1 protein-coding gene (only partly in view) is annotated in these 16866 nt (G+C 68.5%); it reads left to right on the forward strand.

Annotated elements, in window-relative coordinates:
- Window positions 1-23: 23 nt before the first annotated feature.
- Window positions 24-16866 carry the 5' portion of a non-ribosomal peptide synthetase gene (locus DBO33_RS17360; protein ID WP_107655970.1) on the forward strand. 1379 nt of this gene lie beyond the right edge of the window, so 16843 of the gene's 18222 nt are visible here — the first part of the coding sequence; it begins with the start codon at window positions 24-26; its stop codon lies beyond the right edge, outside the window.

Here is a 16866-nt window from a genome sequence, read left to right on the forward strand (position 1 = left end):
GATTCTTGTGGATTGGACCTACCATGCGCCGTGACCGTTCCCGGTTCGAACTGACCGCAGCCCAGCGCGAACTGCTGCTCGCCCAGGACCTGGATCGCGGCCTGGTCGGCAGCCAGTTCGGCTACGTCGACCTGACGGCCGAGATCGACCTGACGGTCCTCTACGACGCCCTGCGCCAGGTCTGGCGCGAGTCGCGGACCCTGCGCGTGAATGTGCTGCGCGACGGTGATCAGGTCTGGTTCGCGGACCGCGACGGCGACGAATTGGCCATCGGCTACCACGACTTCGCGCAGCACGCCGATGCCGAGCGCGCCGCCGCGGCGTTCATGGCGACCGAGTCGGCCGTGGCTTTCGATCCGGAATGCGATCGGCTGCTGCGGGCGCACGTCCTGCGGCTCGATACCGGTCGGCACTACCTCTACGCCTCCTTCCACCACCTGATCATGGACGGCTTCAGCGTCATGATCTGGGCACAGCGGGTGCTGGACGTCTACGCGGCCATGGTGTCCGGCGCACCGATCCCGCCCAGCGAGTTCGCCGGTCAGCAAGAGATTCTCGAGCACGAGCGCGGTTTCGACGCCGTGCTGCGCAGCAAGTCGCGGGACTACTGGACCGAGTACCTGCCCGACGTGGTCGAGCCGCTGGTGTTGCCGGGCAACGGTGATCCGGCCGCGCCGGGAACCTGGCTTTCCAGGACGGTCGCTATCCCGGCCCATCTGCTGGAACAACTCGCCAAGACGGCGTATGCGCAGCGCTTGGCGCTGCCCTGCCTGCTCGTCGCCACGGGTGCCGCACTGTCCTGGTCGCTGGCGCACCGGAACCGATTCTGTCTCCAGGTGCCGGTCTCGAATCGCCGTGGGGCCGTGAAGAATACGCCCTGCTTGCTGGCCGACTCGGTCCCGGTCTCGGTCGAGCTGAGTTCCGGTGCTTCGCTCGCCACGGTCGCCGCGCAGATCCAAGCGGGTCTCGGTGCCGCGCGCCGTCATTCCCGCTACGGTCTGACGAACATCCGTCGCGATCGCGGTCTGCCCGACAGCGGCCGAAATCCGTTCGGGCCCTCGGTGAATGTCATCTCGTATCCCGACAAGATGCTGCCGTCCGTCGGCTCCGCGGCCCCGCGCATCGGGTCGACCGGCATCGTCGGTGACCTGTCGATCTTCTTCCAGTATCCGTCCGGGCTGTCCGCCGATGGCTTCGTGACCATCGAAGCCAATTCGCGGTACTACACCGGCGACGATCTCGACTTGTTCCTGCATACGATCCTGGCGTACCTGGACCGGGCGGCGGTGGATCCCGCCGCGCCGATCGGTGCGGTGCCGCTGCTCGACGAGGCCGAGCGCGCCCGAATTCTCGGATGGGGCGGTGCGGTACTCGAACACCCCCGCCCCGAGGCGACGCTGCTCGACCTGCTCGAGCGGCAGGCGGCGGCCACCCCGGACGCGGTGGCGCTGGTGTCGGGTCCGGACCAGCTGACCTACCGTGCCGTGCACGGGCGGGCGAACCGGCTGGCCCGTGCGCTGATCGAGCGTGGAGTAGGCCCGGAATCGCTGGTGGCGGTGGCGTTGCCGCGATCGAGCGAGCTGATCATCGTGTTGCTCGCGGTGCTGAAGGCGGGCGGCGCTTATCTGCCGATCGACCCGGCCTACTCGCCGGACCGCATCGGCTTCATGCTGGCCGATGCCGCGCCGGTCCTGGTTATCACCGACAGTGCGCTGGCCGCCACGATCGCGGGCGACGCCGCGCCGCAGGCGCTGATCACCGATGCCGAGGAAACAGCCGGCATGCTTGCGGCACTGCATGATTCGCCGATCAGTGCGACGGACCGTAGAGCTCCGCTGCACCCGTCGCATCCGGCGTACGTCATCTACACGTCCGGGTCTACCGGAACACCCAAGGGTGTCACCGTCACCCATGGCAACGTCGCCGCATTGTTCTCGGCCACCGACCCCTGGTGCGCTTTCGACCACGACGACGTGTGGGCGTGGTGTCACTCGCAGGCCTTCGACTTCTCGGTGTGGGAGATCTGGGGCGCACTCACTCACGGTTGCCGGCTGGTGGTGCTGTCCCGCGAGCACACCAGGTCGCCCGTCGAACTGTGGAAACACCTGATCGCAGCACAGGTCACGATTCTCAACCAGACGCCGTCCGCCTTCTACGCGCTGACCGCCGCCCTGCCCACCGGCGGTCCGGCGGACGTACGGCTGCGTTTGGTCGTCTTCGGCGGCGAAGCCCTCGATCCGACGCGGCTCACCGAATGGCACGCCTTCTGGGCGGATTCGGCTGCTCCGGCGCTGATCAACATGTACGGGATCACCGAGACGACCGTGCACGTCACCCATGTCGAGCTGGCCGCGCGGCACTCGACTTCGACCGCCAGTCCGATCGGTGCTCCGTTGGCGGGCCTGCGGGTGTTCGTGCTGGACGGCTGGTTGCGTCCGGTGCCGGTGGGCGTTGCGGGCGAGTTGTATGTCGCCGGTGCGCAATTGGCGCGCGGATATCTGGGGCGCGCGGGAACGACGGCGTCGCGGTTCGTGGCCGACCCGTTCGGTGCGGCCGGTGCGCGGCTGTATCGCACGGGCGACGTGGTGCGGTGGACCGGCGACGGCGCACTCGAATACCTGGGCCGCGGCGACGACCAGGTCAAGATCCGCGGCTTCCGGGTGGAGCCCGGCGAGGTCGCGGCGGCGCTGGCGACGCATCCCGCGGTGTCGCAGGCGGTGGTGATCGCCAGGGAAAGCGCGACCGACGCCGGGAAACAGCTGATCGGCTACGTCACCATCGACGATTCGGCCCACCGGGCCGGTCCTGCCGAAGCCGATCTGGTCAACCAGTGGCAGCGGGTATACGACGACTTGTACTCGGGCCCGGACAGTTTCGAGTTCGGCGAGGATTTCAGCGGCTGGCACAGCAGCTACACCGGCCTGCCGATCCCGCTCGACGAGATGCGGGAATGGCGCGACGCCACGGTCGACCGGATCCGGGCCCTGCATCCGCAGCGGGTGCTCGAGATCGGCGTCGGATCCGGGTTGCTGCTGTCGCAACTGGCGCCGGACTGCGTGGAGTACTGGGGTGTCGACCTGTCGCGGGCCACCATCGAGGTGCTGCTGTCGCGATTGCGTGCGCTGGACGCGCCGTGGACCGCGCGGGTGCGGTTGGACGCGCGCGCCGCGGACGCGATCGACGACCTGGCCCCGGCCTATTTCGACACCGTCATCGTGAACTCGGTCGTGCAGTACTTCCCGAGTCCCGGCTATCTGCGGCGCGTGATCGACGCCGCCATGGCGCTGCTCGCCCCGGGCGGCGCGCTGTTCCTGGGTGATATTCGGAATCTGACCTTGCTCGAAGAGTTCAGCGGCGAAGTGGCGGCCGCGCGCGGCGGCCGCTGGAGTGAGCAGGAATTGCTGCTGGCCCCAGAATATTTCGTCACGGTGGCCGGTGCGCACGCGGACATCGGGTCGGTCGATGTGCAGCGCAAGCGGGGGCGTGCGGTCAACGAGCTGACCAGGTACCGCTACGACGTGGTGCTGAGAAAGGTTCCCGCACAACCGTTGTCGGTGCGCGACGTGCCGCGGCTCGAGTTCGGTGACCACGGTGCGGATCGGCTGCTGGAGCTGCCGCTGGACGCCCATCGCGGCGGCTGTGTGCGGATCGCCGGTGTGCCACGCGACCGGGAAGGGTTGTCACCCGCGGACTTTCACGTCCTCGGCACTCGGCACGGCTTCGTCGCCGCGGCGACCTGGTCGGCACAGCCCGATTGCATGGAGGTCGTATTCATCGACGAGTCGGTGCTCGGCGACAGACCGCTCACCGACGTGTACCTGCCGGACGGCCCGGTGCGCGAAGCGAGCCGCTACGCCAACGCCCCGGACAACGGGCTGCTCGCCGCCGACCTGCGCCGGCACGTCGCCGACCGGCTGCCGGAGTTCATGGTGCCCGCCGCGGTGCTGATCGTCGATCGTTTTCCGTTGACGCCCAACGGGAAGCTGGACCGGCAGGCCCTGCCGGATCCGCAGTTCGCGACCGCCGGACGTTACCGCGGTCCGCGCGACGAGCGGGAGGAGTTCTTGGCCGGGTTGTTCGCCGAGGTGCTCGGCGTAGGCCGGGTCGGCATCGACGACTCGTTCTTCGAGCTGGGTGGGCATTCGTTGCTGGCTACCCGGTTGGTGAGCCGGATTCGCGCCGAGCTGGGTGTCGAGATACCGATTCGGACGGTGTTCGACAGTGCGACGGTCGCCGGGCTGGCCCCGGAACTCGTTCGGGCACAGTCGGTTCGCGCACGGCTGCGCCGGGCGCAGCGCCCGCGACAGGTGCCGTTGTCGTTCGCGCAGCAGCGACTGTGGTTCATCCACCAGCTCGAGGGACCATCGACCGTCTACAACATCCCGCTGGTACTGCGCTTGTCCGGCGAGGTGGACGCCGCCGCGCTGACGGCCGCGATCGGCGATCTGCTCGCCAGGCACGAAAGCCTGCGCACCGTCCTCACCGAGACCGACGGTGTTGCCGCGCAGCAGGTTCTGGAGGTCGACGCGATCGCCCCGCCGCTGTCGGTGGCCGATATTCCCGCCGATGCGCTGGACGCCACGGTCGCCGAGGCCGTGCGCTACGAGTTCGACCTGTCCGCCGACCTCCCGCTGCGCGCCACGCTGCTGCGCTGCCACGACACCGCCACGTCGTCGGTGCACAGCCAGGTGCTGGTGTTGGTGCTGCATCACATCGCCGGTGACGGCTGGTCGCTGGCGCCGCTGCTGCGCGATCTCGGCACCGCCTACCGGGCCCGGCACAGCGGACACGCACCGGGGTGGCCACCGCTACCCGTGCAATACATCGACTACACGCTGTGGCAGCGCGAATACCTGGGCGACCCCGCCGATCCCGCGAGTATCGCCGCCGCCCAATTCGATTACTGGCGTTCGGAACTGGCCGGTCTACCGGAGTTGACCCAACTGCCCACCGACCGGCCGCGCCCACGGGCGCTGTCCTATCGCGGTGACGCCGTCGAGCTCGTCATCGACGCGCAGGCGCGGCGCCAGGTGGCGGAACTGGCCCGTGCGGCAGGTGCGACGCCGTCGATGGTGCTGCAGGCGGCCTTGGCGGTGTTGCTGTTCAAACTCGGTGCGGGCGAGGACATCTCGATCGGCTCGGCGATCGCGGGCCGGACCGATGACGCGCTCGACGAGCTGGTCGGCTGCTTCATCAACAGCTGGGTCCTGCGGGCCACGGTCGAACCGGCGGCCTCGTTCGACGACGTGCTGAGCCAGGTGCGCGGCAAAGCCCTTGCCGCGTACGCCAATCAAGAGCTGCCCTTCGAGCTGCTGGTCGAGCTGTTGAACCCGGCGCGTTCGGCGGCTCATCACCCGCTGTTCCAGGTCGGCCTCGCCTTCCAGAACAACACCTGGCCGACCCTGGATCTCGGCGGTGCCGCGACGACCCCTGCCTTCGTATCCACCGGCACCTCCCGATTCGACCTGTTCTTCAGCCTCGCCGACACACCGGGCACCGCGGGGTGGACCGGGTTCGTCGAATACGCGACGGACCTGTTCGACCGGGAAACGGTGCAGGCCATGGCGGCACGGTTCGTGCGGGTGCTGGAACTGCTGGCGACCGATCCGGCCGCCCCGGTCGGGTCGGTGGACGCGCTGGACGCGGCCGAGCGGCACCGGGTGCTGCACGCCTGGAACGACACCTCGGTAGCCGAGGACGCCGAGGCCACCTTGGTGCGCCTGCTGGAGGCGCGGGCGCGCGTGTCCGGCGACGCGGTGGCGATGGTGTTCGAGGACGCCGAGCTGTCCTACCGCGAGTTGCATGCTCGCGCGAATGTGCTGGCGCGGGCCTTGGCCGCGCGTGGGGTGGGACCGGATCGTATTGTGGCGGTGGCACTTTCCCGGTCGCCGGAGTTGGTCGTGGCACTGCTGGCGGTGCTCAAAGCCGGTGGTGCGTATCTGCCGGTGGATCCGGGTTATCCGGCGGAGCGGTTGGCGTTCATGCTGGCCGATGCCGCACCGGTCGTGGTGGTGACCGACCACGCCACCGCTGACGTATTGCCCGATACCGTGGTGTCCCGGCTGTTCATGGACGAACCCGACACCTACAACGCTTATGCGGCAGGCGATCTCACCGATGCCGATCGACGTGCGCCGCTGCGGCCGGGCAATCTGGCGTATCTGATCTACACGTCCGGATCCACCGGAACCCCCAAAGGTGTTGCCGTCACCCAGCACAACATCGTGGCGTTCCTGACCAGACCGGACCGGCAGCTCGGTGCGCGGACCACCACGCTGTTCCAGGCGTCCATCGCTTTCGACTCGTCGGGCTTCGAGATGTGGCAGCCGCTGGTACTGGGTGGGCACCTGGTGATCGCGCCCCCCGGTCGCAGCGATGTGGCCGGTCTCAGCAAGTTGATACGCGACCGGCGGGTGACCTCCGCGATCTTCACCCCGCGGTTGTTCGAGGCCCTCGTCGACCACTCCCTCGATACGATCGCGGCACTCGGGCACATCAGGACCGGCGGTGAAGCGGTCGCCGCCGAGGTGTTCGATCGAGCGACCCGCTCGGCCCCGGCGACGACGGTTGTGCAGGTATACGGGCCGACCGAGACCACGGTGTTCTGCACCGAGTACGCGGCGAACAGCGAACGCCGGCTCGACGGCTCGGTGCCGATCGGGGTACCGGTGGCCAATTCGCGCGTGTTCGTACTGGACGGCTGGTTGCGGCCGGTGCCGGTCGGGGTGCCCGGGGCGCTGTATGTGGCCGGCGCGCAGTTGGCGCGGGGGTATCACGGCCGGCCGGGTCTGACGGCGTCGCGGTTCGTCGCCGACCCGTTCGGTGCGCCGGGCGAGCGGTTGTATTGGACCGGTGACGTGGCGCGGTGGACTCGGGCCGGGCTGCTCGAATTCGTGGGCCGGGCCGACGATCAGGTGAAGATCCGTGGGCATCGGGTCGAGCCGGGTGAGGTCGAGGCGGTACTGGCCGCTCATCCCGCGGTGGCACGGGTGCTGGTCGATGCGCGCGAACTGGCCGGCGGCGCTGGCAAGCAGCTGGTGGGTTATGTAGTGCTCGACAGCGCTGTTCGTGACGACGCCATCGACGCGGCAGGTCTGCGGCGGTTCGTGGCGGATCGGTTGCCGGAGTTCATGATTCCCGCCGCGGTGGTGGTCGTAGAGCGGTTCCCGTTGCTGGTCAGCGGGAAGGTGGATCGGCGAGCGCTGCCGGATCCGGAGTTCGTATCGACGGCTGAGTACCGGGCCCCGCGGGACGACCGCGAGCAGCTGCTGGCGCAGTTGTTCGGTGAGGTGCTCGACCTGGCGCGGGTCGGTATCGATGACAACTTCTTCGACCTCGGCGGGCATTCGTTGCTGGCGACCCGGTTGATCAGCCGGGTCCGCGGCGTGCTCGGCGTCGAGGTGCCGATCCGGATGGTGTTCGAGGCGCCCACCGTGGCGGCGCTGGTGACCCGGCTGGACGACGGCGCGCGGGTGCGGCCCGCGCTCGTTTCGCGGCCGCGTCCGGAGCAGGTGCCGTTGTCGTTCGCCCAGCGGCGGTTGTGGTTCCTGTACCGGTACGAGGGGCCGTCGGCGACCTACAACATGCCCATGGGTGTGCGGTTGTCCGGTGCGCTGGATGTGCGCGCGTTGACCGCGGCGGTCCAGGACGTGGTGGCGCGGCACGAGAGTCTGCGCACGGTGTTCACCGAGATCGACGGGGTCCCGGTGCAGCAGGTACTCGATATCGACGCCGCCGCGGTGCCGGTGCTGGTGTCGGAGGTAGCGAGCGGCGAGCTCGGGACGCGGGCGGCCGAGGCGTCGCGATACGGGTTCGACCTGGCCGCCGAGATTCCGGTGCGGGTCACCGTATTCCGCTGCGGGCCTGCGGAATACGTCTTGCTGCTGGTGGTGCACCATATCGCCGGGGACGGCTGGTCGCTGGCGCCGCTGATCCGGGATCTGGTGTGCGCGTACGCCGCTCGGTCGCGGGAGGCAGCGCCGGCGTGGCAACCGTTGCCGGTGCAGTACGTGGATTACACGCTGTGGCAACAAGAGTTGCTCGGCTCGGAGTGCGATCCCGGCAGTCTGCTGTCGCGGCAGCTGGCGTACTGGCGCGGGGAACTGGCGGGAATTCCCGAACAGGTGCAGTTGCCGACCGATCGGCCTCGACCTCGGGTCGCCTCCTACCGTGGCGACACGGTGCCGTTGCGCATCGATGCCTGGACCCGGGGGCTGGTCGAGCAGCTGGCGCGCCGGGAGGACACCACGGTGTCGATGGTGTTGCAGGCCGGGTTGGCGGTGTTGCTGTCGAAGTTGGGTGCGGGGCAGGATATTCCGATCGGCTCGCCGATCGCCGGTCGTACCGATGAGGCGTTGTCGGATCTGGTCGGGTTCTTCGTCAACACCTGGGTACTGCGTACCACCCTGACGCCGACCGCCTCGTTCACCGAGGTCTTGGCTCAGGTGAAACGGAAAGCGCTGGCGGCCTACGAGAATCAAGATTCGCCGTTCGAGTTGCTGGTCGAGCTGTTGAACCCGGTGCGGTCGCCTGCCCATCATCCGCTGTTCCAAGTCGCACTGGCCTTCCAGAACAACGCACTGCCGACCGTTGCTCTCCCCGGCCTCGAGGTCACGCCATTCTTCGTCGCACCGGACACCGCTCGATTCGACCTGGGGTTCACCCTCGGGGCGGACGACCGTGGCGACGCGCTACCGGGTGGAGCCGGGTTCACCGGCGTCGTGGAGTATGCGACGGACCTGTTCGATCGGGGGACCGTCGAGTCGATAGTGGCGCGGTTCGTCCGGTTGCTGCATCTGCTGGTGGCTGACCCCGACCGCACGGTCGGGCCGGTCGAGGTGCTCGACGAGTCCGAGCGCCGACGGATCCTGCACGCCTGGAACGACAATGCGATCGAGCTGGCGGCCGGGGCTACGCTGGTGAGCCTGCTGGAAACCCCGGCGCGCGCCGATGCGGTGGCCGTGGTGTTCGAGGGTGCCGAGCTCACCCACCAAGAGCTGCATGCTCAGGCGAACGTGCTGGCGCGGACGCTGATCGCCCGCGGCGTGGGTCCGGACCGGGTGGTGGCGGTGGCGCTCGCGCGGTCGCCGGAGTTGATTGTCACGTTGCTGGCGGTGCTGAAGGCCGGTGGCGCGTACTTGCCGGTGGATCCGAGCTACCCGTCGCAGCGGTTGGCGTTCATGTTCACCGATGCCGCGCCGGTCGTGGTGGTCACCGACCGTGCGACGGCCGATCTGCTTCCCGATACTCCGGTGCCACGTCTGTTCGTGGACGAACCCGGCACCTACAGTTCCGGCACGGCAACCGATCTCACCGACGCCGATCGGCGGGCGCCGCTGCGCCCCGGGAACTCGGCGTATCTCATGTACACCTCCGGATCCACCGGCACCCCCAAAGGCGTCGTCATCACGCACCGCAATGTGGTGAATCTGTGCCGCCAAGCGTGGTCGTCCGGGTCTGGTGCTCGGACCCTGGTGCATTCGACGGTGGCGTTCGACGGCTCCACCTACGAGATCTGGCCGACCTTGGCCTGCGGTAGCACGTTGGTCCTTGCCGGGCAGCATCGTTCGGACGCCGCGGAGATACTGCGCTTGATCCAGGCCGAGCGCGTGACACGTATGTTCGCGACCCCGGCTCTGCTGCCCTTGCTGGTGGAGTCCGCGCGACCCTTGCGCGGCAACCCCTTTGAAACTGCGCAGCATCTGATCACCGGTGGCGCAGTGCTTTCCGCCGCGGCCGTGCACGCGCTGCGCGCCATCGGCCCGGGTATCGAGGTCGTCAACGGGTACGGGCCGACCGAAACCACGGTCTTCGCGACCTCCGCCGTGGCTTCCGGTGTCGCCCTGCACGAGTCGGTGCCGATCGGCGCGCCACTGGCGAATCTGCGGGCCTACGTGCTGGATTCGGGGTTGTGCCCGGTGCCAGCGGGAGTGGCCGGTGAGTTGTATGTCGCCGGTGCGCAATTGGCGCGCGGGTATCACGATCGACCGGGATTGACGGCGGCGCGGTTCGTGGCCGATCCGTTCGGCACGGCCGGCGAGCGCCTGTATCGCACCGGTGATCTGGCGCGGTGGACATCGTCGGGTGTGCTGGAGTTCGTGGGCCGGGCCGATGATCAGGTGAAGATCCGCGGGCATCGAGTCGAGCCGGGCGAGATCGAAACTGTGCTGCTGTCGCATCCAGGGGTGTCGCAGGCGGTGGTCGATGCCCGTGAGCCGGCCGTCGGCTCGGATAAGCGGCTGGTCGCGTATGTGCTGCTCGACCACGCCGACGGTACGGATCCGGCCGAGCTGCGGCGGTTCGTGGCGGATCGGTTGCCGGAGTTCATGGTTCCGGCCGCGGTGGTGGTCATCGAGCAGCTCCCGTTGACGGCCAGCGGGAAGGTGGATCGGGCGGCACTGCCGGATCCGGAGTTCGTATCCACCGTCGTGTACCGGGCGCCGCGCACCGAACAGGAACACGCCCTGGTGGATCTGTACGCCGAGGTGCTCGGGGTGGCGCGGGTCGGTATCGATGACAACTTCTTCGACCTGGGCGGGCATTCGCTGCTGGCGACTCGACTGGTGAGCCGGGTTCGGGCGGTGCTCGGCGTCGAGGTGCCGATTCGGGTCGTGTTCGAGGCGCCGACACCGGCGGAGCTGACCGGACAGCTCGATCGCGAGGTCCGGCTGCGGCCCGCCGTGGTGGCGGTGCCACGTCCCGAGCGGGTGCCGTTGTCGTTCGCGCAGCAGCGGTTGTGGTTCCTGTATCGGTACGAGGGGCCGTCGGCGACTTACAACATGCCGATGGGTGTGCGGCTGTCGGGCACGGTGGATGTGGCCGCGTTGACCGCCGCGGTCGCGGACTTGGTGGCGCGCCACGAGAGCTTGCGCACGGTGTTCACCGAGATCGACGGTGTGCCGGTGCAGCAGGTGCTCGCGGCCGACCAGGTCGCGGTACCGGTGTCGGTCGACGACATCGATGCGGCGGAGGTGCCGGCGGCGCTGGTGCAGGCGGCGCGGTACGGATTCGACCTGGCCTCGGAGATTCCGGTGCGGGTGCGTGTATTCCGTTGCGCACCCGGAGAATTCGTCATGTCTCTGCTGGTGCACCATATCGCCGGGGACGGCTGGTCGCTGGCGCCGCTGTTCCGGGATCTGGTGACCGCCTACGCCGCTCGATCGCGGGGCTCGGCTCCGGACTGGGCCCCGCTGCCGGTGCAGTACGTGGATTACACGCTGTGGCAACAGCAGCTGCTCGGCGACCGGCAGGATCCGGAGTCGCTGATCTCCCGGCAGTTCGACTACTGGCGTAGCGAATTGGCGGGCTTGCCTGCGGTATTGCGGTTGCCGACGGATCGGCCGCGTCCACCGGTTGCTTCCTATCGCGGCGACATGGTGGCATTGCAGATCGATGCCAGGACTCGCACCCTGGTGGAACGGCTGGCGCGCCGGGAAGACGCCACGCCCTCGATGGTGTTGCAGGCCGCGCTGAGTGTGCTGCTGCACCGGCTCGGCGCAGGCGAGGACATCCCGATCGGCACACCCATCGCCGGTCGCACCGATGCGGCGCTCTCCGATCTGATCGGGTTCTTCGTCAACACCTGGGTGCTGCGCACCGCGGTGACCCCGCACCTGTCTTTCACCGAACTGCTGCATCAGGTTCGGGGAAAGGCGCTGGCGGCCTACGAGAACCAGGATGTGCCGTTCGAGCTGCTGGTGGAGCTGCTGCATCCGGTGCGGTCGCCCGCGCATCATCCGCTGTTCCAGGTGTCGTTCGCCTTCCAGAACAACGAATTGCCGGATCTGCGGGTCTCCGAACCGCGGATCGAGAGTGTCGCGGTCCCGACGGGCACGTCCCGGTTCGACCTGCTGTTCAGTCTCGCGGACGCACCGGGGACCGCCGGGTGGAGCGGGTTCGTCGAGTACGCGAACGACCTGTTCGACCGGGAAACCGTCGAGTCGATGGTGGCCCGATTCGGGCGGGTGCTGGGTCAGCTCGCCGCCGATCCGGCTGTCACGGCCGGGGCGGTGGACGTGCTCGACGCGGCCGAGCGCCGCCGAATCCTGCACGCCTGGAACGACACCGAGGTCGAGGTCGATGCCGCGGCCACGGTGGTCGAGCTGCTGGAGTCTCGGATGCGAGTGTCGCCGGGTGCCGTGGCCGTCGTGTTCGACGGCGTTGAGCTGACCTACGGTGCACTGCACGCTCGAGTCGATGTGCTGGCGCGGGCGTTGATCGCGCGTGGGGTGCGCCCCGACAGCGCTGTCGCGGTGGCGCTGCCACGCTCGGCGGAGTTGATCGTGGCCTTGCTGGCGGTCCTCAAGGCAGGTGGCGCGTATCTGCCGGTGGATCCGAACTATCCGGCGGAGCGGTCGGCGTTCATGTTCGCCGACGCCGCACCGGTGGTGGTGGTGACCGACCACGCCACCGTCGAGCTGTTGCCCGAGACCGCCGTGCCCGCACTGTTCTTGGACGAACCCGACACGTACAACGCCTCCGCGACAGGCGATCTCACCGTTGCCGATCGGCGTGCGCGGCTACGGTCGGCGAACCTGGCCTACCTGATCTACACCTCCGGATCCACCGGGATCCCCAAAGGTGTTGCTGTCACGCACCATAACGTGGTCAGCAGTATCGCTGGCATCGTCGCGGCGATCGGCGAATTGACGTCGTCTCGGGTGCTGGCCAGTACCTCGACCGCCTTCGACGTCTCGGTGCTGGAGATCTTCGCGGTCTTGGCCGGCGGCGGCAGCCTGGAAGTAGTGCGCGACGTTTTGGTGCTGGCCGAGCGGGGCGGGTGGGCAGGCGGCGTCATCAGCACTGTGCCCTCCGCGTTCGTGGAAGTGCTGAACCACACCGACACCACGATCACCGCAGGCACCGTCGTCTTCGCCGGCGAACCGCTGACCGCGCCGGTGGTCGAGCGCACGCGCGCACTGATCCCGGACGTCCGGATCGTCAACGGGTACGGGCCTACCGAAACAACAGTGCTGGCGGCTGTTTTCGGGTTGCCGGACGCGGATGTCCCCGGCGCGGTGCCGATCGGAGCGCCGGTGGGCAACACGCGAGTGTTCGTGCTGGACGGCTTGTTACAGCCGGTACCCGCCGGTGTTCCCGGTGAGTTGTATGTTGCCGGTGCGCAATTGGCGCGCGGGTATCACGATCGGCCGGGGTTGACGGCGACCCGATTCGTCGCCGATCCGTTCGGTGCGACCGGCGAGCGGCTGTATCGAACCGGTGATGTGGTGCGGTGGACTCGCTCCGGTGTGCTCGAGTTCGTCGGCCGGGTCGATGATCAGGTCAAGATTCGCGGTTTCCGGGTGGAGACCGGCGAGGTCGAATCCGTTCTGGTGCAGCATCCTTCGGTGGCACAAGCCGTGGTGGACGCGCGGGAGCTAGGCGGTGGTTTCGGCAAACAACTGGTCGGGTACGTCGTGCTCGACCACACCGGCGACGAGACCGGCGAGGGGGAACTCGTCGAGCAGTGGCGCCGGGTATACGACGACCTGTACGCCGGGGCCGAGCAGGAGACCGCCGCGGCAACCGTGGTGGAGTTCGGTGCGGACTTCGGCGGGTGGAACAGTAGCTATTCCGGGTTACCGATCGCGCTCGAGCAGATGCGTGAATGGCGTTCGACGACGGTCGACCGGATCCGGCAGCTGGGGATCGGGCGGGTGCTCGAGATCGGTGTCGGATCCGGGCTGTTGCTGTCGCACTTGGCGCCGGATAGCCAGGAGTACTGGGCGACCGATCTGTCGGGCGCGACGGTGCGGGCGCTGGACCGGCAATTGCGCGAGTCGGGGCAACCGTGGCGGGCGCGGGTCGTGCTGAGCGCTCGCGCCGCCGACGATGTCACGGGACTGCCCGAAGGCCACTTCGACACCATCGTCCTCAACTCTGTCGTCCAGTACTTCCCGGGGCCGGAGTATCTGCGCCGCGTCATCGAGCAGGTGTTGCCGCTGTTGGCGCCCGGCGGAGCCGTTTTCGTCGGTGACGTCCGTAATCTGACGATGCTCGAGGAATTCACCATCGCAGTGCAACTCGCGCAGGGCGGTGGCGACGACCCCGCCGCCGTCCGTGCACGGGTGCGCAGAGCCATCTCCGCCGAGCAGGAACTGCTGCTCGCCCCGGAGTACTTCCACGCGCTGGCCGAGGGACTCCCCGAAATCGGCGCGGTCGCTGTGGAACTCAAACGCGGACTCGCCGTCAACGAGTTGACCCGCTACCGCTACGACGTCGTGCTGCGCCGAAGTCCAGCCCCGGCAGTCTCGTTCGCCGACGCCCCGAGCGTCCGGTACACCGACCTCGACGCTGTCGAACACCGACTGCGGACCGAACCCGTCGACCGCCTTCGCGTCATCGGCATTCCGCACGCCGGGCTGGTGGCAGAAGTCAGTGCCGCGCAACGGATTCGAGCCGGTCAGCCGGTGCCTGCGGGGCACGGCCTGCCCGGTCGCGAAAGGCCGGCGGACGCCATGCTGCCCGAAGACCTGTACCGGCTGGGTGCTCGGCTGGGTTTACGCACCGCGGTGACCTGGTCTGCGGACCGGGCCGACGGTATGGAGGTGGTGTTCGCCGATCCCTCGATCATGCACGGCAAACACCTGACCGACGTCTATCGGGCAACGGCGGTGCCGGATGCCGGCCGATACGCCAACAATCCGCGGGCCGGTCTGCTGATCGCCGATGTTCGCCGGTTCGTGGGGGATCGGTTGCCGGAGTTCATGGTTCCGGCGGTGGTAGTGCTGCTGGACGCGGTGCCGTTGACCGCGAGCGGCAAGCTGGATCGGCGGGCGCTGCCGGATCCGGAATTCGTATCGACGGCCGAGTATCGGGCCCCGCGCGACGAACGCGAACAGGCGCTGGCGCAGCTGTTCGCCGAGGTGCTAGGCCTCGCGCAGGTGGGCATCGATGACAACTTCTTCGATCTGGGCGGGCATTCGCTGCTGGCGACCCGATTGGTCAGCCGGATCCGGACGGTACTCGGGGTCGAGGTGCCGATTCGGCAGCTCTTCGAGGTTCCCACGGTCGCCGCACTGGTGCCGCGGCTCGACGATGGTGCGCCCGTACGTCCCGCGGTGGTGGCGGTGCGGCGGCCCGCACAGGTGCCGTTGTCGTTCGCGCAGCAGCGGTTGTGGTTCCTGCATCAGCTGGAGGGGCGGTCGGCGACCTACAACATGCCGAGCGCACTGCGGTTGACCGGTGTACTGGATGTGCCGGCGTTGCGGGCCGCGGTGGCCGACGTGGTCGCGCGGCACGAGGCGTTGCGCACGGTGTTCCCGGACGTGGCCGGTGTGCCGGTCCAGCAGATCGTGCCGATCGAGGACATCGTGGTGCCGGTGTCGGTCGAGCACATCGACGCGGCGGATCTGCGGGCGGCGCTGGTGCGGGCTGCGGGGTACGGGTTCGATCTGGCCGGTGAGATCCCCGTGCGGATCACCGTGTTCCATTGTGCGACCGACGAATTCGTGGTTCTGCTGTTGGTGCACCACATCGCTGGGGACGGCTGGTCGCTCGCGCCGCTGACGCGGGATCTGGTCACGGCGTACACCGCTCGGTCGCGGGGCGCGGCGCCCGGCTGGCAGCCGTTGCCGGTGCAATACGCGGATTACGCGTTGTGGCAGCACGGCCTGCTGGGGTCGGCGTCTGATCCGGACAGCCTCTTGTCGCGGCAATCGGCGTACTGGCGCGTGGAGCTGGCGGGCATTCCCGAACAGGTGCAGCTGCCGACCGACCGGCCCCGGCCGCGTATCGCCTCCTACCGTGGTGACACGGTCCCGCTGTCGATCGACGCCCGGACCCGGATGCTGGTCGAGCAGCTGGCTCGCCGGCACGGCGCGACGGTGTCGATGGTGCTGCAAGCCGGCTTGAGCGTGCTGCTGCATCGGCTCGGTGCGGGCGAGGACATCCCGATCGGCACACCCATCGCCGGTCGTACCGATGCGGCGCTGTCCGATCTGATCGGGTTCTTCGTCAACACCTGGGTGCTGCGCACCACCGTCACCCCGCGACTGTCGTTCGCCGAACTGGTCGAGCAGGTCCGCGGAAAGGCGTTGCACGCCTACGAGAACCAGGACGTACCGTTCGAGCTGCTCGTGGAGTTGCTGAACCCGGTCCGGTCACCCGCGCATCATCCGCTGTTCCAGGTCTCGCTCGGCTTCCAGAACAACGAGTTGCCGGAGCTGCGGTTGCCGCACGCGCGGGTCGAAGGGATCGAGATCCCCACCGGCACAGCCCGCTTCGACCTGTTCTTCAACATCTCGGACGCACCCGGCGCTCCCGGGTGGGCCGGGTTCGTCGAGTACGCCACCGATCTGTTCGATCGGGACACCATCGAAGCGATGGTGGCGCGGTTCGTGCGAGTGCTGGATCTGCTGGCGACCGATCCGGACACGGCGGTCTGGTCGGTGGATGTGCTGACTGCGTCCGAGCGGTCGCTGGTGTTGCAGGCTCGGCCCGACGCCGCGGTCGAGGTCGACGCCGGGGCCACGCTGGTGGATCTGCTGGAGACGCGGATGCGCGAGTCGGGCGATGCGGTGGCGGTGGTGTGCGAGGAGATCGAGCTGACCTACCGCGAGCTGCATGGCCGGGCGAACAGGTTGGCGCGTGCTTTGATCGCGCAGGGCGTGGCTCCCGACAGTGTCGTAGCGGTCGCTCTCGCGCGCTCGGCAGATTTGATCGTCGCGCTGCTGGCGGTGCTGAAAGCCGGTGGTGCGTACTTGCCGGTGGATCCGGGCTATCCGTCGGATCGGCTGGCGTTCATGCTCGCCGACGCCGCACCGGTGGCGGTGGTGACCGACCGCGCCACCGTGCAGCTGTTGCCCGCCACGGCGGCGCCGAGCCTGATCCTGGACGAGACCTATAACGCCTACGCGGCAGAGGATC

The organism is Nocardia suismassiliense (assembly GCF_900269665.1).
GTDB classification, from domain to species: domain Bacteria; phylum Actinomycetota; class Actinomycetes; order Mycobacteriales; family Mycobacteriaceae; genus Nocardia; species Nocardia suismassiliense.